Annotated in this window: 17 protein-coding genes, 1 tRNA gene, 1 other RNA gene and 1 other annotated feature; of the genes, 6 read left to right on the top strand and 13 right to left on the bottom strand. The window is 45.0% G+C overall.

Annotation, left to right across the window (positions count from 1 at the left end; translation table 11 throughout):
- Positions 1–214 precede the first annotated feature (214 nt).
- The 7 genes from Y79_RS0108530 to tadA all read right to left on the bottom strand — a co-directional run bounded on the left by Y79_RS0108530 (position 215) and on the right by tadA (position 4,397).
- On the bottom strand, positions 215–478 hold the full coding sequence (locus Y79_RS0108530; protein ID WP_016937294.1) for a pro-sigmaK processing inhibitor BofA family protein: 264 nt from the start codon (positions 476–478) through the stop codon (positions 215–217).
- Between the two features lie 60 nt (positions 479–538).
- Positions 539–763: a YaaL family protein gene (locus Y79_RS0108535; protein WP_016937295.1), complete on the bottom strand. Its 225-nt coding sequence runs from the start codon at positions 761–763 to the stop codon at positions 539–541.
- An 18-nt stretch (positions 764–781) separates the two neighbouring features.
- Positions 782–1,378: a recombination protein RecR gene (recR, locus tag Y79_RS0108540; protein ID WP_016937296.1), complete on the bottom strand. Its 597-nt coding sequence runs from the start codon at positions 1,376–1,378 to the stop codon at positions 782–784.
- Positions 1,379–1,392: 14 nt separating this feature from the next.
- Entirely contained in the window at positions 1,393–1,716 is a 324-nt protein-coding gene (locus Y79_RS0108545; RefSeq protein ID WP_003150700.1) for a YbaB/EbfC family nucleoid-associated protein, read from the bottom strand.
- Between the two features lie 24 nt (positions 1,717–1,740).
- A complete protein-coding gene (gene dnaX / locus Y79_RS0108550) occupies positions 1,741–3,432 on the bottom strand; it encodes a DNA polymerase III subunit gamma/tau (RefSeq protein ID WP_016937297.1) in 1,692 nt (563 codons plus the stop codon).
- A 133-nt stretch (positions 3,433–3,565) separates the two neighbouring features.
- Positions 3,566–3,830: signal recognition particle sRNA large type (ffs, locus tag Y79_RS1000000120785), an RNA gene on the bottom strand.
- Positions 3,831–3,914: 84 nt separating this feature from the next.
- Positions 3,915–4,397 (bottom strand): tRNA adenosine(34) deaminase TadA, encoded by a 483-nt coding sequence (gene tadA / locus Y79_RS0108555; protein ID WP_016937298.1) that lies wholly within the window; start codon positions 4,395–4,397, stop codon positions 3,915–3,917.
- An 82-nt stretch (positions 4,398–4,479) separates the two neighbouring features.
- On the opposite strand from tadA, the gene Y79_RS0108560 reads away from it, so the two are divergent.
- From Y79_RS0108560 to dck, 4 genes are all read left to right on the top strand, one after another.
- Positions 4,480–5,031, top strand: a complete 552-nt coding sequence (locus tag Y79_RS0108560) for a cysteine hydrolase family protein (protein ID WP_016937299.1) — start codon at positions 4,480–4,482, stop codon at positions 5,029–5,031.
- A 65-nt stretch (positions 5,032–5,096) separates the two neighbouring features.
- Positions 5,097–6,386, top strand: a complete 1,290-nt coding sequence (locus Y79_RS0108565) for a glycoside hydrolase family 18 protein (RefSeq protein WP_173363132.1) — start codon at positions 5,097–5,099, stop codon at positions 6,384–6,386.
- A 96-nt stretch (positions 6,387–6,482) separates the two neighbouring features.
- Positions 6,483–7,106: a deoxynucleoside kinase gene (locus tag Y79_RS0108570; RefSeq protein ID WP_013350734.1), complete on the top strand. Its 624-nt coding sequence runs from the start codon at positions 6,483–6,485 to the stop codon at positions 7,104–7,106.
- The gene (gene dck / locus Y79_RS0108575; RefSeq protein WP_016937302.1) at positions 7,103–7,756 is read left to right on the top strand and encodes a deoxyadenosine/deoxycytidine kinase; all 654 of its coding nucleotides are present in this window, start codon (positions 7,103–7,105) and stop codon (positions 7,754–7,756) included. Before Y79_RS0108570 ends, dck begins: the two co-directional genes overlap by 4 nt.
- Before the next feature lie 130 nt (positions 7,757–7,886).
- Here the strand turns inward: dck and Y79_RS0108580 are convergent.
- A tRNA-Ser gene (locus Y79_RS0108580) sits at positions 7,887–7,979 on the bottom strand.
- A gap of 219 nt (positions 7,980–8,198) precedes the next feature.
- Between Y79_RS0108580 and Y79_RS0108585 the strand changes: the two genes are divergently transcribed.
- The gene (locus Y79_RS0108585; protein WP_016937303.1) at positions 8,199–9,344 is read left to right on the top strand and encodes a glycerate kinase family protein; all 1,146 of its coding nucleotides are present in this window, start codon (positions 8,199–8,201) and stop codon (positions 9,342–9,344) included.
- An 11-nt stretch (positions 9,345–9,355) separates the two neighbouring features.
- Here the strand turns inward: Y79_RS0108585 and serS are convergent, their stop codons facing one another.
- From serS to guaB, 5 genes are all read right to left on the bottom strand, one after another.
- Positions 9,356–10,633, bottom strand: a complete 1,278-nt coding sequence (gene serS, locus Y79_RS0108590; protein ID WP_016937304.1) for a serine--tRNA ligase — start codon at positions 10,631–10,633, stop codon at positions 9,356–9,358.
- 54 nt (positions 10,634–10,687) lie between these two features.
- Positions 10,688–10,900: a binding site (T-box leader), on the bottom strand.
- A 52-nt stretch (positions 10,901–10,952) separates the two neighbouring features.
- The gene (gene pdxT / locus Y79_RS0108595; protein WP_016937305.1) at positions 10,953–11,543 is read right to left on the bottom strand and encodes a pyridoxal 5'-phosphate synthase glutaminase subunit PdxT; all 591 of its coding nucleotides are present in this window, start codon (positions 11,541–11,543) and stop codon (positions 10,953–10,955) included.
- 21 nt (positions 11,544–11,564) lie between these two features.
- Entirely contained in the window at positions 11,565–12,449 is an 885-nt protein-coding gene (gene pdxS, locus Y79_RS0108600) for a pyridoxal 5'-phosphate synthase lyase subunit PdxS (protein WP_016937306.1), read from the bottom strand.
- 196 nt (positions 12,450–12,645) lie between these two features.
- Entirely contained in the window at positions 12,646–13,977 is a 1,332-nt protein-coding gene (gene dacA, locus Y79_RS0108605; protein ID WP_016937307.1) for a D-alanyl-D-alanine carboxypeptidase, read from the bottom strand.
- Positions 13,978–14,129: 152 nt separating this feature from the next.
- Positions 14,130–15,596 carry an IMP dehydrogenase gene (guaB, locus tag Y79_RS0108610; RefSeq protein WP_003150717.1) on the bottom strand — a complete coding sequence of 489 codons (1,467 nt, stop codon included), beginning with the start codon at positions 15,594–15,596 and terminating at the stop codon, positions 14,130–14,132.
- Positions 15,597–15,716: 120 nt separating this feature from the next.
- Here guaB and Y79_RS0108615 point away from each other — a divergent pair, with 120 nt between their 5' ends.
- On the top strand, positions 15,717–16,667 hold the full coding sequence (locus tag Y79_RS0108615; RefSeq protein WP_029575273.1) for a YaaC family protein: 951 nt from the start codon (positions 15,717–15,719) through the stop codon (positions 16,665–16,667).
- The last annotated feature ends 103 nt before the right edge of the window (positions 16,668–16,770 follow it).

Below are 16,770 nucleotides of genomic sequence, written 5' to 3' on the forward strand. Positions count from 1 at the left end.
TTATTTAAAACTTTGAATTAACAGGTACGTTTTGTCTTGTTTAGTTTTCAAAGAACTTTTTTGACTTCTCTCGAAGCGACTTAATTATTATAACATATCATTATCATTGTCGTCAATAACTTTTTTGAATTTCTTTTTCAAAAATCCGTTTTGTCATCAGCGACGTATATTAGAATACCACCCTTAATTCATCATGTCAACAATAAACGACAAATTAAATGATGAAGCGTTTAATGACGATTAAAGCCGCGATGCCGGGTATTCCTAAAATCCCGCTGATGCCGGTTGTGATTAGATTAACAGGTATATGAATGCCGAGACTCCCGCCGAATAAATTCACACCTGCCAGAAGAATCGCTCCGGCAATAAACTTAACGGCAGTCACACCAATCCATCTTAACGGCTTTGAAGATACTCCCCATAATAAAAGCAAAGCAACCAGACCGACAATCAAACCGATAATAAAAAAAGGCTCCATGAATCTTCCCCCTCGCTTGTTTAGTACAAGCTTATGAGAAGACCCCGGAGAATAGACCTCTTACTTCCATCTGCTCATTTTTAAATTCCGCTGCTTCGCTTCTTTCAAATAAAAAAAGTATTTAGATTCAGCGACTTTCAGCTCAAACAGCACCTCAGCTGAGGGCTCAAGACTTTTATCGACCAGACTCTTCTGTCTGTTCCATTCTTCTTTTTGTTTAAAGAGCTGTTCAATCAGTTTGTCATCAAACTCTTTTCTTAATGTATTTCTGCGAAGAAAACCCATGCCTCGCTATTTCCTCCCTTACAATTCACGTCTTCCTTCAAGAGCTTTTGAAAGAGTGACCTCATCAGCATATTCCAAATCACCGCCGACGGGCAGACCGTGGGCAATACGGGAGAGCTTGATGCCTGAGGGCTTTAACAGCCTCGATATATACATCGCTGTTGCTTCCCCTTCAATATTAGGGTTGGTCGCGAGGATAACTTCTGTCACTTGATCATCCTGAAGACGCTTCAGCAGTTCCGGAATCTTAATATCCTCCGGGCCGATGCCGTCCATCGGAGAAATTGCGCCGTGAAGAACATGATACTGGCCGTTATATTCCTTCATCTTCTCCATTGCAATAACATCCTTAGGGTCCTGCACCACACAAATGACAGATCTATCTCTTCTTGTATCCTCGCATATATAACAAGGGTCCTGATCTGTAATATGTCCGCAGATCGAGCAATATGTCAGATTCCGCTTCGCATTGACGAGCGCCTTAGCAAAATCCAATACTGTGTCTTCTTTCATACCTAGAACAAAAAAAGCCAGACGAACCGCTGTTTTCGGTCCGATCCCTGGCAATTTCATAAAGCTGTCAATCAGCTTTGATATTGGTTCAGGATACTGCATGTTTATTTATCCCCCTAGAATAAACCCGGTATGTTCATTCCTTTTGTAAATTGTCCCATTGTCTCATTCGTCATGTCATCGACTTTCTTGAGGGCGTCGTTTGTCGCAGCAAGAACCAGGTCCTGAAGCATTTCGATATCTTCCGGATCAACGACTTCTTCTTTAATCGCAACGTCTACAACTTCTTTTTGGCCGTTGACTTTTACAGTCACCATTCCGCCGCCCGCTGTGCCCTCAAGCACTTTTTCAGCAAGCTCCTCCTGAGCCTTCGCCATATCTTTTTGCATTTTTTGCATTTGTTTCATCATTTTTTGCATGTTTCCCATTCCGCCACGCATATTCAATCACTCTCTTTCATCTTATTAGTCTTTTATTTCGATTAAATCCGCTCCGACAAGTTTTTTCGCCTCTGCAATCAGCGGATCTTCTTCAGCCGGTTCGTTTGATCCTTCACTTTCCTGCTGATGATCATTTAAAAATTCTTCTCTTATTTTACCCCATTGTGCTTCCGGAACGCCAATCAAATCCATTCTTTTCCCGAGCATTGATTCGAGAATCTGTTCAAGATTCGTACGGACTCCGTTATTGTCTTCAGCAACCATTTTACAATGGATTTCGTATTTAAATTTAAGCACAAACGCCTTCTGAGCAGCGGCCACCGGTTCACTGTCATTCAAAAGAGCCGCATGAGACACTTTATTCTGCTGTTTCAGATGTGCCAGCAGCTTGCCCCAGCTGCTTTTAAGCTGTTCAAGGTCAGGCCTTGTGGCTTCCTTCAATATTTCATGAATTCTTCCGGCCGGAGCTTTGTAATGGCTTTTTCCGCCTTTTTGAGGACGCGGGGCTTCTTTCGGAGCGCTTTCCGCCTGAACTTTCACCCCGGAGGTCTTCAGCCTTTCTACTTCCTGCTCAAGCTGCTGGATCTTATTCATCAGCATGCCGACCTCTGGGATATCTGCGGCGGCTTGCTGTGCCGTCTGGCATATTTTCACGACAGCCACTTCAAAAAAGATTCTCGGGTGGTTCGTCCACTTCATTTCCTGATGGCTTTTATTCAGGATGTCAATCATCTCATATAAAGCGGGGGCCGGTATTTCACCGCTCAGATTCCGAAACGTTTCATCGACCTTCACCTTCTCCAGGACTCCTTCTAAACCGGGAGCAGCCTGGTACAAGAGCATATCCCTGAAATAGAAAATCATATCTTCAATCAGTTTGGCCGCATCTTTCCCCTGCTGGAGCAATTCATTGAGTGTTTCCAATGCTTCGGAAACCTGTTTGCGGTGAAGAGCAGATGCCAGTTTTCCAATATAGTGCTGGGAAACGGCTCCGGTAATAAGCAGTGCATCATCCACTGACAGCTCCTCGCCGCTGAATGATACGGCTTGATCGAGCAGGCTCAGCGCGTCCCTCATTCCACCGTCTGCGGCGCTCGCTATGATATCAAGGGCGCCTTCTTCCACCTTCAGCTGCTCTGCATCGACGATTGTCTTCATTCGTCCGACAATTGCTTTGGATGTAATCCGTTTGAAGTCAAAACGCTGACATCTGGAGATAATGGTTAAAGGAATCTTATGAGGCTCAGTCGTAGCTAATATGAAAATGCAATGTGCCGGCGGTTCTTCCAGCGTTTTCAAAAGCGCATTGAATGCGCCGATAGAGAGCATATGCACCTCATCTATAATATATACCTTGTAGGTAACGGCCGACGGGGCGAATTTTACCTTGTCGCGGATGTCGCGGATTTCGTCTACACCGTTATTCGACGCCGCATCTATTTCAATCACATCTGATATAGAGCCGTTTGTGATCCCCTTGCACGCCGCGCATTCATTGCACGGTTCTTCTACAGGGGCGTGCTCACAGTTGACTGCTTTCGCAAATATTTTAGCTGCACTGGTTTTCCCCGTTCCCCGTGGTCCAGAAAACAGATATGCATGAGAAAATTTCTTTTGCAAAAGGGCATTTTGCAGCGTTTTCGTAATGTGTTCCTGTCCGACCACATCTTCAAACTGCTGAGGCCTAAATACTCGATATAAAGCTTGGTAACCCACAGGATGCGCCCTCCTCTGTTATTCATCATGTTTATTATACATGAACGGGCTTTTAACGCCAAAACCCGTTTTTCATACACGAAAAAACTCACCTGTCATAAACAGGTGAGTCTGAAATTTGATGATTGATTTACCGTGCACCTTCTGTCGATTCGCTACCCTAAGCGTTACTTAAGCAGTTAGCTCAGCCCAGGCAACCCTGCGGCACATGAGAGGTTTCACTTAATGCTGCTTCCTTCCGGACCTGACATGGTTCATGAATTCCCATTGCGCAGGACCCAGACGTCAACGCCACTTACTTAAGGCAGACCTTACAGTAAACGAACCTCGAGAAGGGATTCGGCCCCGCTAGAGCGGATTGCGGGTACAGGGCACCGCTACCTCCCCGCTTAGCACGGCAAAATAAATATCAAATTTTTATATGCGCACCATTTATGATGCACACATAAGTATATCTGCTTCAGGCAGAAAATGCAACCGTACTACTCAGACAACTTTTTCCTCATGTCTTTCTTTTGCCGGCGAAGCTTTCTGAAAAAAGCGCTGAGCATTTCTCCGCACTCTTCTTCAAGCACGCCGCTCACCACTTCCGCTTGGTGGTTGAACCGTTCTTCCTGCAGAAGGTTCATAAGCGTTCCTGTACAGCCTCCCTTGGGGTCGAATGCGCCGAACACGACCTTATCGACTCTGGAAAGCACGACGGCTCCCGCGCACATCGGGCACGGCTCTAAAGTGACATAAAGAACGGCGTCTTCAAGTCTCCATGTTCCCAGCTTGCGGCACGCTTCGTCTATCGCCAGCATTTCCGCGTGGGCCAGCGACCGCTGTTCGGTCTCCCGCAGATTATGCGCCCGCGCCACGATCTCATCATGCAGAACAAGGACGGCCCCGATCGGCACTTCGCCTTTCGCTTCTGCTTTTTTCGCTTCTTTTATGGCTTCTCTCATATAATATTCATCATTCATCGGTTCAAGCTCTCTTCTTAAGTTTTTTCATGTCTCATAAAGGTTAAAATAGGAATACCCCAGTAGAAAGGAGTTGCCGGCATTGTCTGAACCTAACAACACAGCCCTTCTCATTGTCGATATGATTAACAATTTTCAATTTGATATGGGCGAACGTCTTGCTGAAAAAACCAAACAAATCGTCCCCCGTATTTTATCATTAAAGAAGCATGCAAAACAAAACAACTGGCCGATTATTTATATTAATGACCATTACGGGCTTTGGAAGGCGGATATTGATGCCATCAGGGAGGAATGCAGCAACGACAGAAGCGCATCCATAATAGAAGATATCTCGCCTCATCCGGATGATTATTTTCTCATTAAACCGAAGCATTCCGCTTTTTATGAAACGGCGCTTCATACTCTTCTGACCGAGCTGCAAGTGAATCGATTAATGATTACGGGGATTGCCGGGAATATTTGTGTGCTGTTCACGGCTAACGACGCTTATATGAGAGAATACAGTATTACCATCCCGAAAGACTGCACCGCTTCCAATAGCGACGAAGACAATGATTTCGCCTTGACGATGATGGAGAATGTTCTCTTCGCAGAAATAACCACGGAAAAACAAATTATCGACGAAAAATAAACATGATCGGCCTCCTTTTTTCATACATTTGATAGCGGATATGAAAGGAGGCGTTTTTCATTCAGATCTATGTAGTGAAACGGGGCGACACGCTTTCCGCTATTGCGGCGCGCTACCGGACATCCGCAAATGTCATTGCGGAAGCAAATAAACTGCCTAATCCCAATACACTGGTTGTCGGACAAACTCTTGTCATCCCGATTGAGGGTCAATATTACGAAGTGAAACAAGGCGATACTCTTGCGGCAATCGCCGGCCGTTTTCATATATCGGCCGCGGAGCTTGCGAGGGTGAACGGAATTCAGCTCAGCACCCCATTGCAAAGCGGGACCCGCCTTTACATTCCGCAGCAGACAAATAAGCCCGATATCGAATCAAATGCCTATATAGAACCGCGGGGAACGAGCGTAAGCGCTAATCTGCAGCAGGCGGCAAGAGAGGCCTCACCTTATTTAACATATCTCGGCGCATTCAGTTTTCAAGTGCAGCGGAACGGGACTTTAAAGGAACCGCCTCTCACCAATTTAAGAAGCATCAGTGACAGGCACAACACCGCACTGATGATGATCATCACCAACCTTGAAAACGACGCATTCAGCGATGATCTCGGGCGGCTCATTTTGAATGATAATACCGTGAAAACAAAACTCTTTCAGGAAATCGTCTCCACGGCTAAACAGCACGGCTTTCGCGATATTCATTTTGATTTCGAATATTTACGTCCTCAGGACAGAGAAGCCTACAATCGTTTTTTACGTGAAGCGAGGACGATTTTTCACCGTCAAGGCTGGAAGATTTCAACGGCGCTTGCTCCGAAAACGAGCGCGACCCAGGCCGGCAAATGGTATGAAGCACATGACTACAGGGCACATGGAGAAATCGTCGATTTTGTCGTCATCATGACATATGAGTGGGGATACAGCGGGGGCCCGGCTCAGGCCGTATCACCAATCGGCCCTGTAAGGAATGTCATTGAGTATGCGCTGACAGAAATGCCTGCTTCAAAAATCGTCATGGGCCAGAATATGTACGGCTATGATTGGACACTGCCTTTCAAACAGGGAACGACAGCGAAAGCCGTCAGTCCTCAGCAGGCAATCGCTCTGGCAGCACGCTATAAAGTCGACATTCAATATGACGAAACCGCCCAGGCTCCATTCTTTCGATACACGGATGAAAATCAGAGACGGCATGAAGTATGGTTTGAAGACGCACGATCCATTCAAGCGAAATTCAATTTAATTAAAGAACTTCATTTAAGAGGAATCAGCTATTGGAAACTCGGCCTCTCCTTCCCGCAAAACTGGCTTTTGCTCGGAGATCAATTTCATATTGTGAAAGAGACGTTTCGTTAATTGGAAGCGTCTTTTTTCATGGGCTTTTCTGAGAGTGTGATACAATATAAAGGCCGGCAGATGACGGATGTTTGCAGAATTAAGGAGGATTTTTCAATGAACAGAGCCCCTTTTATCGCGGTAGAAGGTCCTATCGGGGCGGGAAAAACGACACTCGCTTCTATGCTTTCTGAAGAGCTCGGTTTTCCTATGATTAATGAGATTGTGGAAGACAACCCTTATCTTGATAAGTTCTATGATAATATCGAGGAGTGGAGTTTCCAGCTTGAAATGTTTTTTCTCTGTCACAGGTATAAACAGCTTGAAGATACAGATCGTGATTACTTAAAACAAGGACAGCCCGTTTTGTCCGATTATCATATTTATAAAAACGTTATTTTCGCAGAGCGCACATTGCACGGACAAAAGCTTGAGAAATATAAGCAGATTTATCATCTGCTCACTCACGACTTGCCGAAACCGAATGTTATTGTATACATAAAGGCAAGCCTGCCGACATTGCTTCAACGCATCGAAAAACGCGGGCGCCCGTTTGAGAAAAACATCGAGCATCAATATCTGGAACGTCTCATTGCAGATTATGACACAGCCATCAGACAGCTTCAGGAAGAAGATCCGGATATATCTGTACTGACCATTGACGGTGATACCGAAGACTTTGTTTTGAATAAGACAGACTATGAAAGAATTGCCCGTCAGGTAAAGGAGCTTATTAAATGAAAGACATTCATATTCCAAACAACGCCATTATAACAGTAGCGGGAACGGTAGGAGTCGGAAAATCGACTTTAACTAAGGCTTTAGCAAAACGGCTCGGATTTAATACCTCGCTTGAAGAAGTGGATGAAAACCCTTATTTAGAGAAGTTTTATCATGATTTTGAGCGTTGGAGCTTTCACTTGCAAATTTATTTTCTGGCTGAGCGGTTCAAGGAACAGAAAAACATCTTTGAATCAGGCGGCGGATTCGTGCAGGATCGTTCGATTTATGAAGATACAGGCATATTCGCAAAAATGCATGCCGATAAAGGTACCATGTCGCTGACAGATTACAAAACATATACAAGCCTTTTTGAAGCGATGGTCATGACGCCATACTTCCCGCACCCTGATGTTTTGATCTATTTAGAAGGTGATCTTGAAAACATTATAGAACGGATTGAAAAGCGCGGCCGCGATATGGAGCTGCAGACAAACCGCTCCTATTGGGAAGAGATGTATAAACGGTACGAAGACTGGATCAGCGGTTTTAACGCCTGCCCTGTGCTGAAAGTGCGCATTGAAGATTATGACCTTGAAGCTGATGAACAGTCACTGGAACCTTTGATCGAAAAAATCAGCCGCGTGATCAACGAAAACAGAAATAAGTAAAAATAAGAAAGCGATTTTCCCCGAACAGAGAAAATCGCTTTTTTTGTATATAAAAAATCCGCTGCATCAGATGCAGCGGACAAAACAATCTCCAATATATGCTCGAGTTTCATTAGGTTTAAAATCAATATGGCGGAGGAAGAGGGATTCGAACCCCCGCGGGCTTTGACACCCCTGTCGGTTTTCAAGACCGATCCCTTCAGCCAGACTTGGGTATTCCTCCGTATCGACATTTAATAATATACCACATGGCTTGTTTTTCAGTCAAGCGCTTTTTTCATATTTTTTATTTCTTTTCTTAAACAGCTTGTCCGTCAGCTTTACTATCATACAAAAGACTCGTATCCAAAATCAACCGCTTTCTGTTATACGGGCAGGAAAACACAGTGAAAACCAAGAATACATTCAAATAGATAACCTGTTCATAAAGGTGGAGAACACAATGAAAGTCATAATCGCACCGGATTCTTTTAAAGAGAGCATGACAGCAAAAGAAGCTGCCGACAGCATCGAAAAAGGATTCAAATCAGTCTTCCCTGATGCTGAATATATCAAGATACCCGCGGCGGACGGCGGAGAAGGAACCGTTCAGGCTTTAACGGATGCCACCGGGGGGAGAATCATTAATAAAACAGTGACCGGTCCGCTGGGAACCCCGGTAAACGCCGCATACGGACTTCTGGGAAACGAACGCACGGCAGTCATTGAAATAGCAGAAGCATCAGGACTTCATCTCATCCCCCGTCATCTCAGAGATCCGTTGAACACTACAACAAGAGGAACGGGTGAACTGATAGCAGATGCAGCTTCCCGCGGGGTGAGTGAAATCATCATCGGTCTTGGCGGGAGCGCAACCAATGACGGCGGGACCGGGATGGCGAGCGCGCTCGGTGTGCGTTTCTTAAATGAGGAAGGTCAGGAGATACCTGACGGTGGAGGCTCGCTGCACACCCTGGCTTCTATCGATATAAGCGGCCTCTCCCCTGATCTGAAAAATATCCGTATCCGTGCCGCATGCGATGTCGAAAATCCTCTGACCGGGGAAAACGGCGCATCATATGTCTTTGGCCCGCAAAAAGGGGCGTCCGAGAAGACAAAAGTTGTATTGGATCGCAATTTACGCCATTTCGCTGATGTATTGAGACGGCAGCACGATATTGAAGCGGATACCGTAAAAGGCGCAGGCGCTGCAGGAGGTTTAGGCGCAGGGCTGATCGCCTTCTTACAAGCCGACCTTCAACGCGGGATTGACGTTGTATTAGATACACTGTCCTTTTCAGATCAGATAGAAGGCGCTGACCTTATCATCACCGGAGAGGGGCAGATTGACGGACAAACAATATTCGGCAAAACCCCCGCAGGAATTGCAGCACGCGCAGCCGCTCAAAAAATTCCCGTTATCGCGTTGGCGGGTTCCTTGGGAAAAGACTTTGAACATGTATACAACGGAGGAATAACAGCTGTATTTTCTATCGTGCCGGGCGCTGTAAGTCTTGAAGATGCCTTAGCATCAGGCCGTTTTAACCTTGAAAGCACAGCCCGGAATGTCGCCGCTTTATATCAAACAGCAAAAAAGGCGCGCCTCTAGGGCGCACCTTTTTATGGTTTGATGACTTCTTTATTTCCCATATAAGGACGAAGCACTTCCGGAATGACGACACTTCCGTCTTCCTGCTGGTAGTTTTCCAAGATGGCAGCTACTGTTCTGCCGACTGCCAGACCTGAACCGTTTAATGTATGCACATGCTCCGGCTTGCCTTTCGCTTCGCGTCTGAATCGAATGTTTGCGCGTCTCGCCTGGAAGGCCTCAAAGTTGCTGCAAGAAGAAATTTCACGATATGTGTCTTGGCTTGGAATCCATACTTCAATATCGTACTTTTTCGCAGCTGTAAAGCCGAGATCTCCGGTACACATGCTCATGACACGATACGGCAGTTCGAGCAGCTGAAGCACCCGTTCAGCTTGATTTGTCAATTTTTCAAGCTCCTCATATGAATCTTCCGGCTTCACGAATTTCACAAGCTCAACCTTGTTGAATTGATGCTGGCGGATCAAACCGCGTGTATCACGGCCAGCAGATCCCGCTTCTGAACGGAAGCAGGCGCTGAATGCGGCATAATTAATCGGCAGGTCTTCGCCGGATAAGATTTCATCGCGGTGCATATTTGTGATCGGCACTTCCGCCGTCGGAATTAAGAAATAATCCTCTTCCCTGATTTTAAAAGCATCCTCTTCAAATTTAGGAAGCTGTCCCGTCCCTGTCATGCTCGTACGGTTTACCATATAAGGAGGAATGACTTCCGTGTAATCATACTCATCAACGTGAAGATCCAGCATAAAGTTGTAGAGCGCGCGTTCGAGACGGGCCCCTAGTCCTTTATAAAACACAAACCGGCTTCCCGTTACTTTTGAAGCGCGTTCGAAATCAAGGATGTTCAAGCGGTCAGCGATATCCCAATGCGGTTTCGGCTCATATGCAAATGCCGGCGCCTCTCCCCACTTGCGAATTTCAATATTATCATCTTCCGTTTCCCCGACAGGCACTGAATCGTGCGGGATGTTCGGAATAGACAGAAGGATGGTTTCGAGCGTGGTTTCCACCGTGCGAAGCTCTTCATCAAGCTTCTTAATTTCTTCGCCTACTTCACGCATCTCTTTAATAATATGATCAGCGTCTTTTTTCTCCCGTTTCAAAACGGCGACCTGCTGAGACACTTCGTTGCGTTTTCCCTTCAGTTCTTCTACTTTGCCGATAAGTTCTCTTCTTTTTTCATCAAGCTCTTCAAACTTATCAAAGTCAGATAAGTCTTCGCCTTTAGGAATGAGCTTCGCTTTTACCTCTTGAAAATTGGCTCTCAGGACCTTCGTATCAATCATACTTAACAACTCCTATCTGTTTTTATCGAAAATAAAAAAGAGCCCTCATCCCCTAAAAGGGACGAGAGCTCTCGCGTTGCCACCCTGATTGAAAACAAGCTTACACTTGCTTCCCGCTTTAACACATAACGGTTTTCCCGTAAATGCCTACTTGTTTTCAGCATTTCGCTCAAGGACGGATTCGGACAGCATCTTCCACCGATTCGCACCACCCATCGGCTCTCTTTGAAAGAGAGGCTTCCTACTGCTTCCTGTCAACGCTTTTCGATCTTTATTTGTGTTTATAATGTACTATAAGTATCAGCGGTTTTCAACTGTTTTATACAGCTGTTTCCCGCTTATACTTTTCCGCCATCTTCACAAACAGCTCTGTCACCCGGTGGTCATCCGTCAGTTCAGGATGGAACGAGCAGCCGAGCAAATGCCCCTGCTTTGCAGCCACAATGCGTCCGTTATGCTCACAAAGCACTTCAACATCTTCTCCGGCTTCTAAAATGTGCGGCGCGCGAATAAATACACCCGTAAACGGCTCATCAAGGCCTTTAATCGTCAGGTCAGCTTCAAAGCTGTCGACCTGACGGCCAAAGGAATTACGCTCGACAACTACGTCTAACAGCCCTAAATGAGCATGATCGGTTCCCGCAATCTCTTTGGCTAAAATAATCAGACCGGCGCATGTGCCGAACATCGGCTTGCCTTGAGCGGCAAACTCGCGAAGCGGCTCCATAAAATGATACGTATCCATTAAACGCCGCATTGTCGTGCTTTCTCCGCCCGGCAGGATTAAGCCGTCAATGTCATTCAACTGTTCAGGACGCTTAATGACAACACCTTTTGAACCACATGCTTCAATTGAACGAATATGTTCTCTTACTGCTCCTTGAAGTCCAAGTACACCAATTGTTAACATGCTTCCAGCTCTCCTATGGTTTTACCAGCCGCGTTCTTGCATACGCTGTTCCGGCAATAGATTTGAGATTTCGATACCTTTCATCGCTGTGCCCAATTCTTTAGAAAGCTCAGCAATCAGTTTGTAATCTGTGTAGTGAGTCGTTGCTTCCACAATTGCTTTGGCGAATTTAGCAGGGTTGTCTGATTTGAAAATACCTGAACCGACAAATACGCCGTCAGCGCCCAGCTGCATCATCAATGCCGCATCAGCAGGCGTCGCCACTCCGCCGGCAGCAAAGTTGACAACAGGCAATTTGCCGTCACGTTTGATTTGAAGCAGCAGCTCATATGGTGCACCGAGGTTTTTCGCTTCAGTCATCAGCTCATCATCGCTCATCGCTGCAACTTTGCGCACTTGCGCGTTTACTTTTCTCATATGACGGACAGCTTCCACAATGTTTCCTGTTCCCGGTTCGCCTTTTGTACGAAGCATGGAAGCTCCTTCAGCGATACGGCGCGTTGCTTCGCCGAGATCACGGCATCCGCATACGAACGGAACAGTATATTCATTTTTATTTAAATGAAATTCTTCGTCAGCAGGAGTCAGAACTTCACTTTCATCAATATAATCTACTCCCATTGCTTCAAGGACACGCGCTTCAACGATATGTCCGATACGCGCTTTTGCCATTACGGGAATGGATACAGCATTCATTACTTCTTCAACGATCGTCGGGTCAGCCATGCGGGCTACACCGCCGGCAGCACGAATATCAGCCGGAACTCGTTCTAACGCCATTACGGCAACAGCTCCCGCCTCTTCCGCAATCTTCGCTTGTTCAGCATTTACAACGTCCATGATGACGCCGCCTTTTTGCATTTCCGCCATTCCGCGTTTTACACGGTCAGTACCTGTTTGAGCCATTATTTGGTCCCCCTAGTCAATGTATAGTTAGATAATTTCTATCTCTTATTGTATCCCAGAAATACAATATTTCATATGGATATTCTTATTTTACAGTGTGACGGAAGAGATAGATATCATTTTTTACTAACAATTTGGTTTTTTCAGTATATTAAGCAAAAGAGCCCTAACTTTCATCAGAGCTCTTTCTTATTTCTTAAAACCAGCCTGTTACCGTATCAACGGCGCTGTTCCAGATTCCGGAGAAGAAACCGCCGATGCCGCGCATCATCTGAACAAACCAGTTTGCTTTATCTACATCATTTTTCGTTACAAGATTCACGCTGAACTCTTTGGATTTGAGGAAGCCGTAGTCTTTGTCACTGCCTTTGTATGTAACTTTCAGCGTTCCGACTTTCGTTCCTTTTTTCACAGGAGCCGTGATTTCTTTTTTATCTAAAGTCACTTCGGCTTTATAGTTCTTTTCATCCCCGCTTTTCACAGGAATAGAAAGCGCCTTATCAGTCACAATATCGACTTGCTTGTCTTTCCCTTTGTCAACGTCAATCGTTTTGTGCCCTTTTACTTGAGAGCCTTCAGGGTAAAGGTCTTTCATTGAGAAATTGCTGTTAAATGCGTAATCGAGCATTTTTTTCGTTTCATCAAATCGTCCGGTATGCAGGTTGCCTTTTGCGTTTAACACAACGGTGATGACCCGCATTCCGTTCCGCTGTGCGGTGCTTGTAAAACAAGATCCCGCAGAATCAGTAGAACCCGTTTTTAACCCGTCAACGCCGGGATATTCAGAAACAAGGCCTTTTAACATGAAGTTCCAGTTCGGCATGTCCATTTCATCATCAGTGCCGGCTCTGAATTTCGTCTTAGCGATGCTTGTTGTTTTCAGAACTTCCGGATAATCAGTGATCAGGCGGTCTGCAAGAAGCGCCATGTCTTTTGCAGAAACTTCACTCTCTTCTTTAACGCCTTCTCCTTGCGGCTGCTTGCCGTGAAGGTCTTCATTCACAAGCCCGGTGGCATTTTTAAAATCATAGTTTGTCATGCCTAATTCTTTGGCTTTCGCATTCATTTCAGCGACAAATTTCGTTTCAGTTCCGGCAAGAATTTCGGCAACTGCAATCGCGGCTCCGTTAGCAGAGTAAATCGCCATGGCCTGGTACAGTTCTTTGACTGTGTATTTGCCGTCTTTCCGAAGAGGGACGTTTGATAAACTGTTGTCTTGAGAAATTTCATAGACGTAATCATCAGGAGTATACGTTTGATCCCATTTCACTTTTCCTTCTTTAATGGCTTCCAGAAGCAGGTATTCAGTCATCATTTTTGTCATGCTGGCAATCGGCAGTCTTTTGTCTGCATTTTTACTGTATAAGATTTTCCCCGATGAAGCCTCAATCATTATCGCAGCTGAAGCATTGACATCAACCGGGTCATTGCCGGCTGCCTCCGCTTTAGACATTGGAACAAAGCAAGTTGCGGCCAGTGCCAGTACCACTAATGACACTAACAGCTGTTTCCATTTCGTGATGTTCAATCTTACGACCTCCGTCATTCATTTTAAATCTATAATTAAGCCGTTAAGGACATATTCAAATTCAAAACACAACAGTATAAATTTTATCACACTCGATATAAAAAAAATAGACAGAGTCAGCGACCCTGTCAAATGTTTTTTATTTGTAACAATTATGAGATTGTATAGTTTGGTGATTCTTTCGTAATTTGAACATCATGCGGATGGCTTTCGCGAAGACCTGCTCCTGTCATACGGATGAATTGAGCTTCTTCTCTTAAAGCGCGTAAGTCTTTTGAACCGCAATATCCCATACCTGAACGAAGACCGCCGACAAGCTGATACACTGTTTCTTCTACAGGACCTTTGTACGGAGTCCGTCCTTCGATACCTTCAGGGACGAATTTCTTATTTTCTTCTTGGAAATATCGGTCTTTACTGCCTTTTTCCATGGCAGCGACAGAACCCATACCGCGATACACTTTAAATCTTCTGCCTTGATAGATTTCAGTCTCTCCCGGGCTTTCTGAAGTACCGGCAAGCAGGCTTCCAAGCATTACGGCATGTCCGCCGGATGCCAATGCTTTCGTAATATCACCGGAGAATTTAATACCGCCGTCCGCGATAATTGTTGCGCCGTGTTTTCTTGCTTCAGTGGCACAATCATAAATGGCAGTGATTTGCGGTACGCCTACACCTGCAACGACGCGTGTCGTACAGATGGAACCAGGTCCGATTCCCACTTTTACAATGTTTGCTCCGGCTTCAATCAAAGCTTTTGTCGCTTCAGCCGTTGCCACATTTCCTGCGATAATGTTCAGTTCAGGATATGTTTCACGAATTTTCGCAACCGTGTTCAGTACGCCTCTGGAATGTCCGTGAGCCGTATCAACCACGATAACATCGACATTCGCTTCAACAAGCTTGCTGACGCGTGTCATTGTATCGCCTGTCACGCCTACCGCAGCGCCGACAATAAGGCGTCCGTGTTCATCTTTAGATGAATTCGGGAATTCGATAACCTTTTCAATATCTTTGATCGTGATAAGACCTTTTAATTTATTTTGGTCATCCACTAATGGAAGTTTTTCAATTTTATGTTTCTGTAAGATTTTTTCTGCTTCGTCTAATGTGGTGCCTACAGGAGCCGTAACCAGCTCTTCTTTTGTCATCACGTCACTGATTTTCATTGAATAATCAGAGATAAAGCGAAGATCACGGTTTGTAATGATTCCGACAAGCTTTTGATCGTCTTTATTATCTACGATCGGAACACCGGAAATTCTGTATTTCCCCATCAAATGCTCCGCATCGAATACTTGATGATCAGGTGTTAAAAAGAAGGGATTTGTAATAACGCCCCGTTCAGAACGTTTGACTTTGTCAACATGTTCAGCCTGCTGTTCGATGGACATGTTTTTATGGATAATGCCCAAGCCGCCCTGTCTGGCCATCGCAATCGCCATAGCTGATTCTGTTACTGTATCCATTCCCGCACTGATGACAGGAATATTAAGCTTTAACGTTTTTGTCAGTTCAACAGATAAATCCACATCACGCGGAAGTACGTCTGATTGAGCCGGTACGAGCAGTACATCATCGAACGTTAAGCCTTCTTTTGAAAATTTACTTTCCCACATTAGTAAATCCCCCTCTTTTCGGCAAAATATTATATGTAGATTATCAACTAGAAAACGGCATGTCAAGGAAGCGAAGAAGAGTTGAAATATTTAGATAAAGGAAAGGGTTTAAAAATACACATGAGAGACCTTGAGTGGAAAGAGTTATCATTATTTTATTCCGTGGAATCCTCCCAGAAATTCCTAAATAAAGTCTATACAGAAAGAGGAATGGAAGAACCAAAACGATATGCGTTTAAAAACAGTGAACGCTTCATATTTTTTATCAAACACGCCGAGTCCTTTTATAAACAGGCATCTCTCTCCCCTTTAGAAATTAAGCCTATTCTGTTGTTTTACGGGATGTCACAATTGCTGAAAGCCTGTCTTCTGACTACAGATCCAAGCTATCCGAGTCACGCCTCAGTACTCGCACATGGCGTTACTGCCCGAAAGCGCAAAAAGCAAAATTACAGTTTTAGGGATGATGAAGTGAAGGTGCAGCGCAATGGCTTATGTATTCATGTAATGAATCACTTATTCGGAATAGCGGGTCTTGAGGAAGAACGGTATACAATGAAAAAACTGCTGACAGCCATTCCCGAATTGCACACTGTATTTCATTTTCAAGAGAAAAAGAATTGGCTGACCAAAGTAGAGCTGAAAGATGACCTTGTTTTAGTTCCTGAACATACGGTGATTCAGTACAATATGTCTGACTCCCGCTTTGCAGAATATATCAGTCATCATTTGAATTGGTCTTTTGTCAGGAAAAGCCATAACCATTTGGTTTTTGAGGCTGATTCGCTAGATACTGAACCTTGGTCTTCGCCAAACTTAGCGTTTCACTTAGAGAAAAATCAATATTATCTCCCCTCTCAGCGTGATCAGTTCCTGCATCTTCCCGAAATGATTATTCATTATTTGGTCCTGTACAATATCGGGATGATTGCGAGATATGAAACGGAATGGTGGTATGAACTGCTGACACAGCATGTCAGCGATGATTATGTATTGATCCGGCGGTTCTTAGAGGTCACAGAACGTAAATTTCCTTATTACATTTCTAATTTCCTTAAGCAATACCTATAAACAAACAAAAAAGGCAGCTCATCATGAGCTGCCTTTACCGTATGATTGCTTGGCGGCGTCCTACTCTCACAGGGGGAAACCCCCGACTACCATCGGCGCTGAA

Source organism: Bacillus siamensis KCTC 13613, from assembly GCF_000262045.1.
Classification (GTDB): domain Bacteria; phylum Bacillota; class Bacilli; order Bacillales; family Bacillaceae; genus Bacillus; species Bacillus siamensis.

What these genes read in the sequence shown, in the direction of transcription:
- Y79_RS0108530 (WP_016937294.1), bottom strand. Translation starts at nt 478, where the DNA reads ATGGAGCCTTTTTTTATTATCGGTTTGATTGTCGGTCTGGTTGCTTTG.
- Y79_RS0108535 (WP_016937295.1), bottom strand. Translation starts at nt 763, where the DNA reads ATGGGTTTTCTTCGCAGAAATACATTAAGAAAAGAGTTTGATGACAAA.
- recR (WP_016937296.1), bottom strand. Translation starts at nt 1,378, where the DNA reads ATGCAGTATCCTGAACCAATATCAAAGCTGATTGACAGCTTTATGAAA.
- Y79_RS0108545 (WP_003150700.1), bottom strand. Translation starts at nt 1,716, where the DNA reads ATGCGTGGCGGAATGGGAAACATGCAAAAAATGATGAAACAAATGCAA.
- tadA (WP_016937298.1), bottom strand. Translation starts at nt 4,397, where the DNA reads ATGAATGATGAATATTATATGAGAGAAGCCATAAAAGAAGCGAAAAAA.
- Y79_RS0108570 (WP_013350734.1), top strand. Translation starts at nt 6,483, where the DNA reads ATGAACAGAGCCCCTTTTATCGCGGTAGAAGGTCCTATCGGGGCGGGA.
- dck (WP_016937302.1), top strand. Translation starts at nt 7,103, where the DNA reads ATGAAAGACATTCATATTCCAAACAACGCCATTATAACAGTAGCGGGA.
- Y79_RS0108585 (WP_016937303.1), top strand. Translation starts at nt 8,199, where the DNA reads ATGAAAGTCATAATCGCACCGGATTCTTTTAAAGAGAGCATGACAGCA.
- serS (WP_016937304.1), bottom strand. Translation starts at nt 10,633, where the DNA reads ATGATTGATACGAAGGTCCTGAGAGCCAATTTTCAAGAGGTAAAAGCG.
- pdxT (WP_016937305.1), bottom strand. Translation starts at nt 11,543, where the DNA reads ATGTTAACAATTGGTGTACTTGGACTTCAAGGAGCAGTAAGAGAACAT.
- pdxS (WP_016937306.1), bottom strand. Translation starts at nt 12,449, where the DNA reads ATGGCTCAAACAGGTACTGACCGTGTAAAACGCGGAATGGCGGAAATG.
- guaB (WP_003150717.1), bottom strand. Translation starts at nt 15,596, where the DNA reads ATGTGGGAAAGTAAATTTTCAAAAGAAGGCTTAACGTTCGATGATGTA.
- Y79_RS0108615 (WP_029575273.1), top strand. Translation starts at nt 15,717, where the DNA reads ATGAGAGACCTTGAGTGGAAAGAGTTATCATTATTTTATTCCGTGGAA.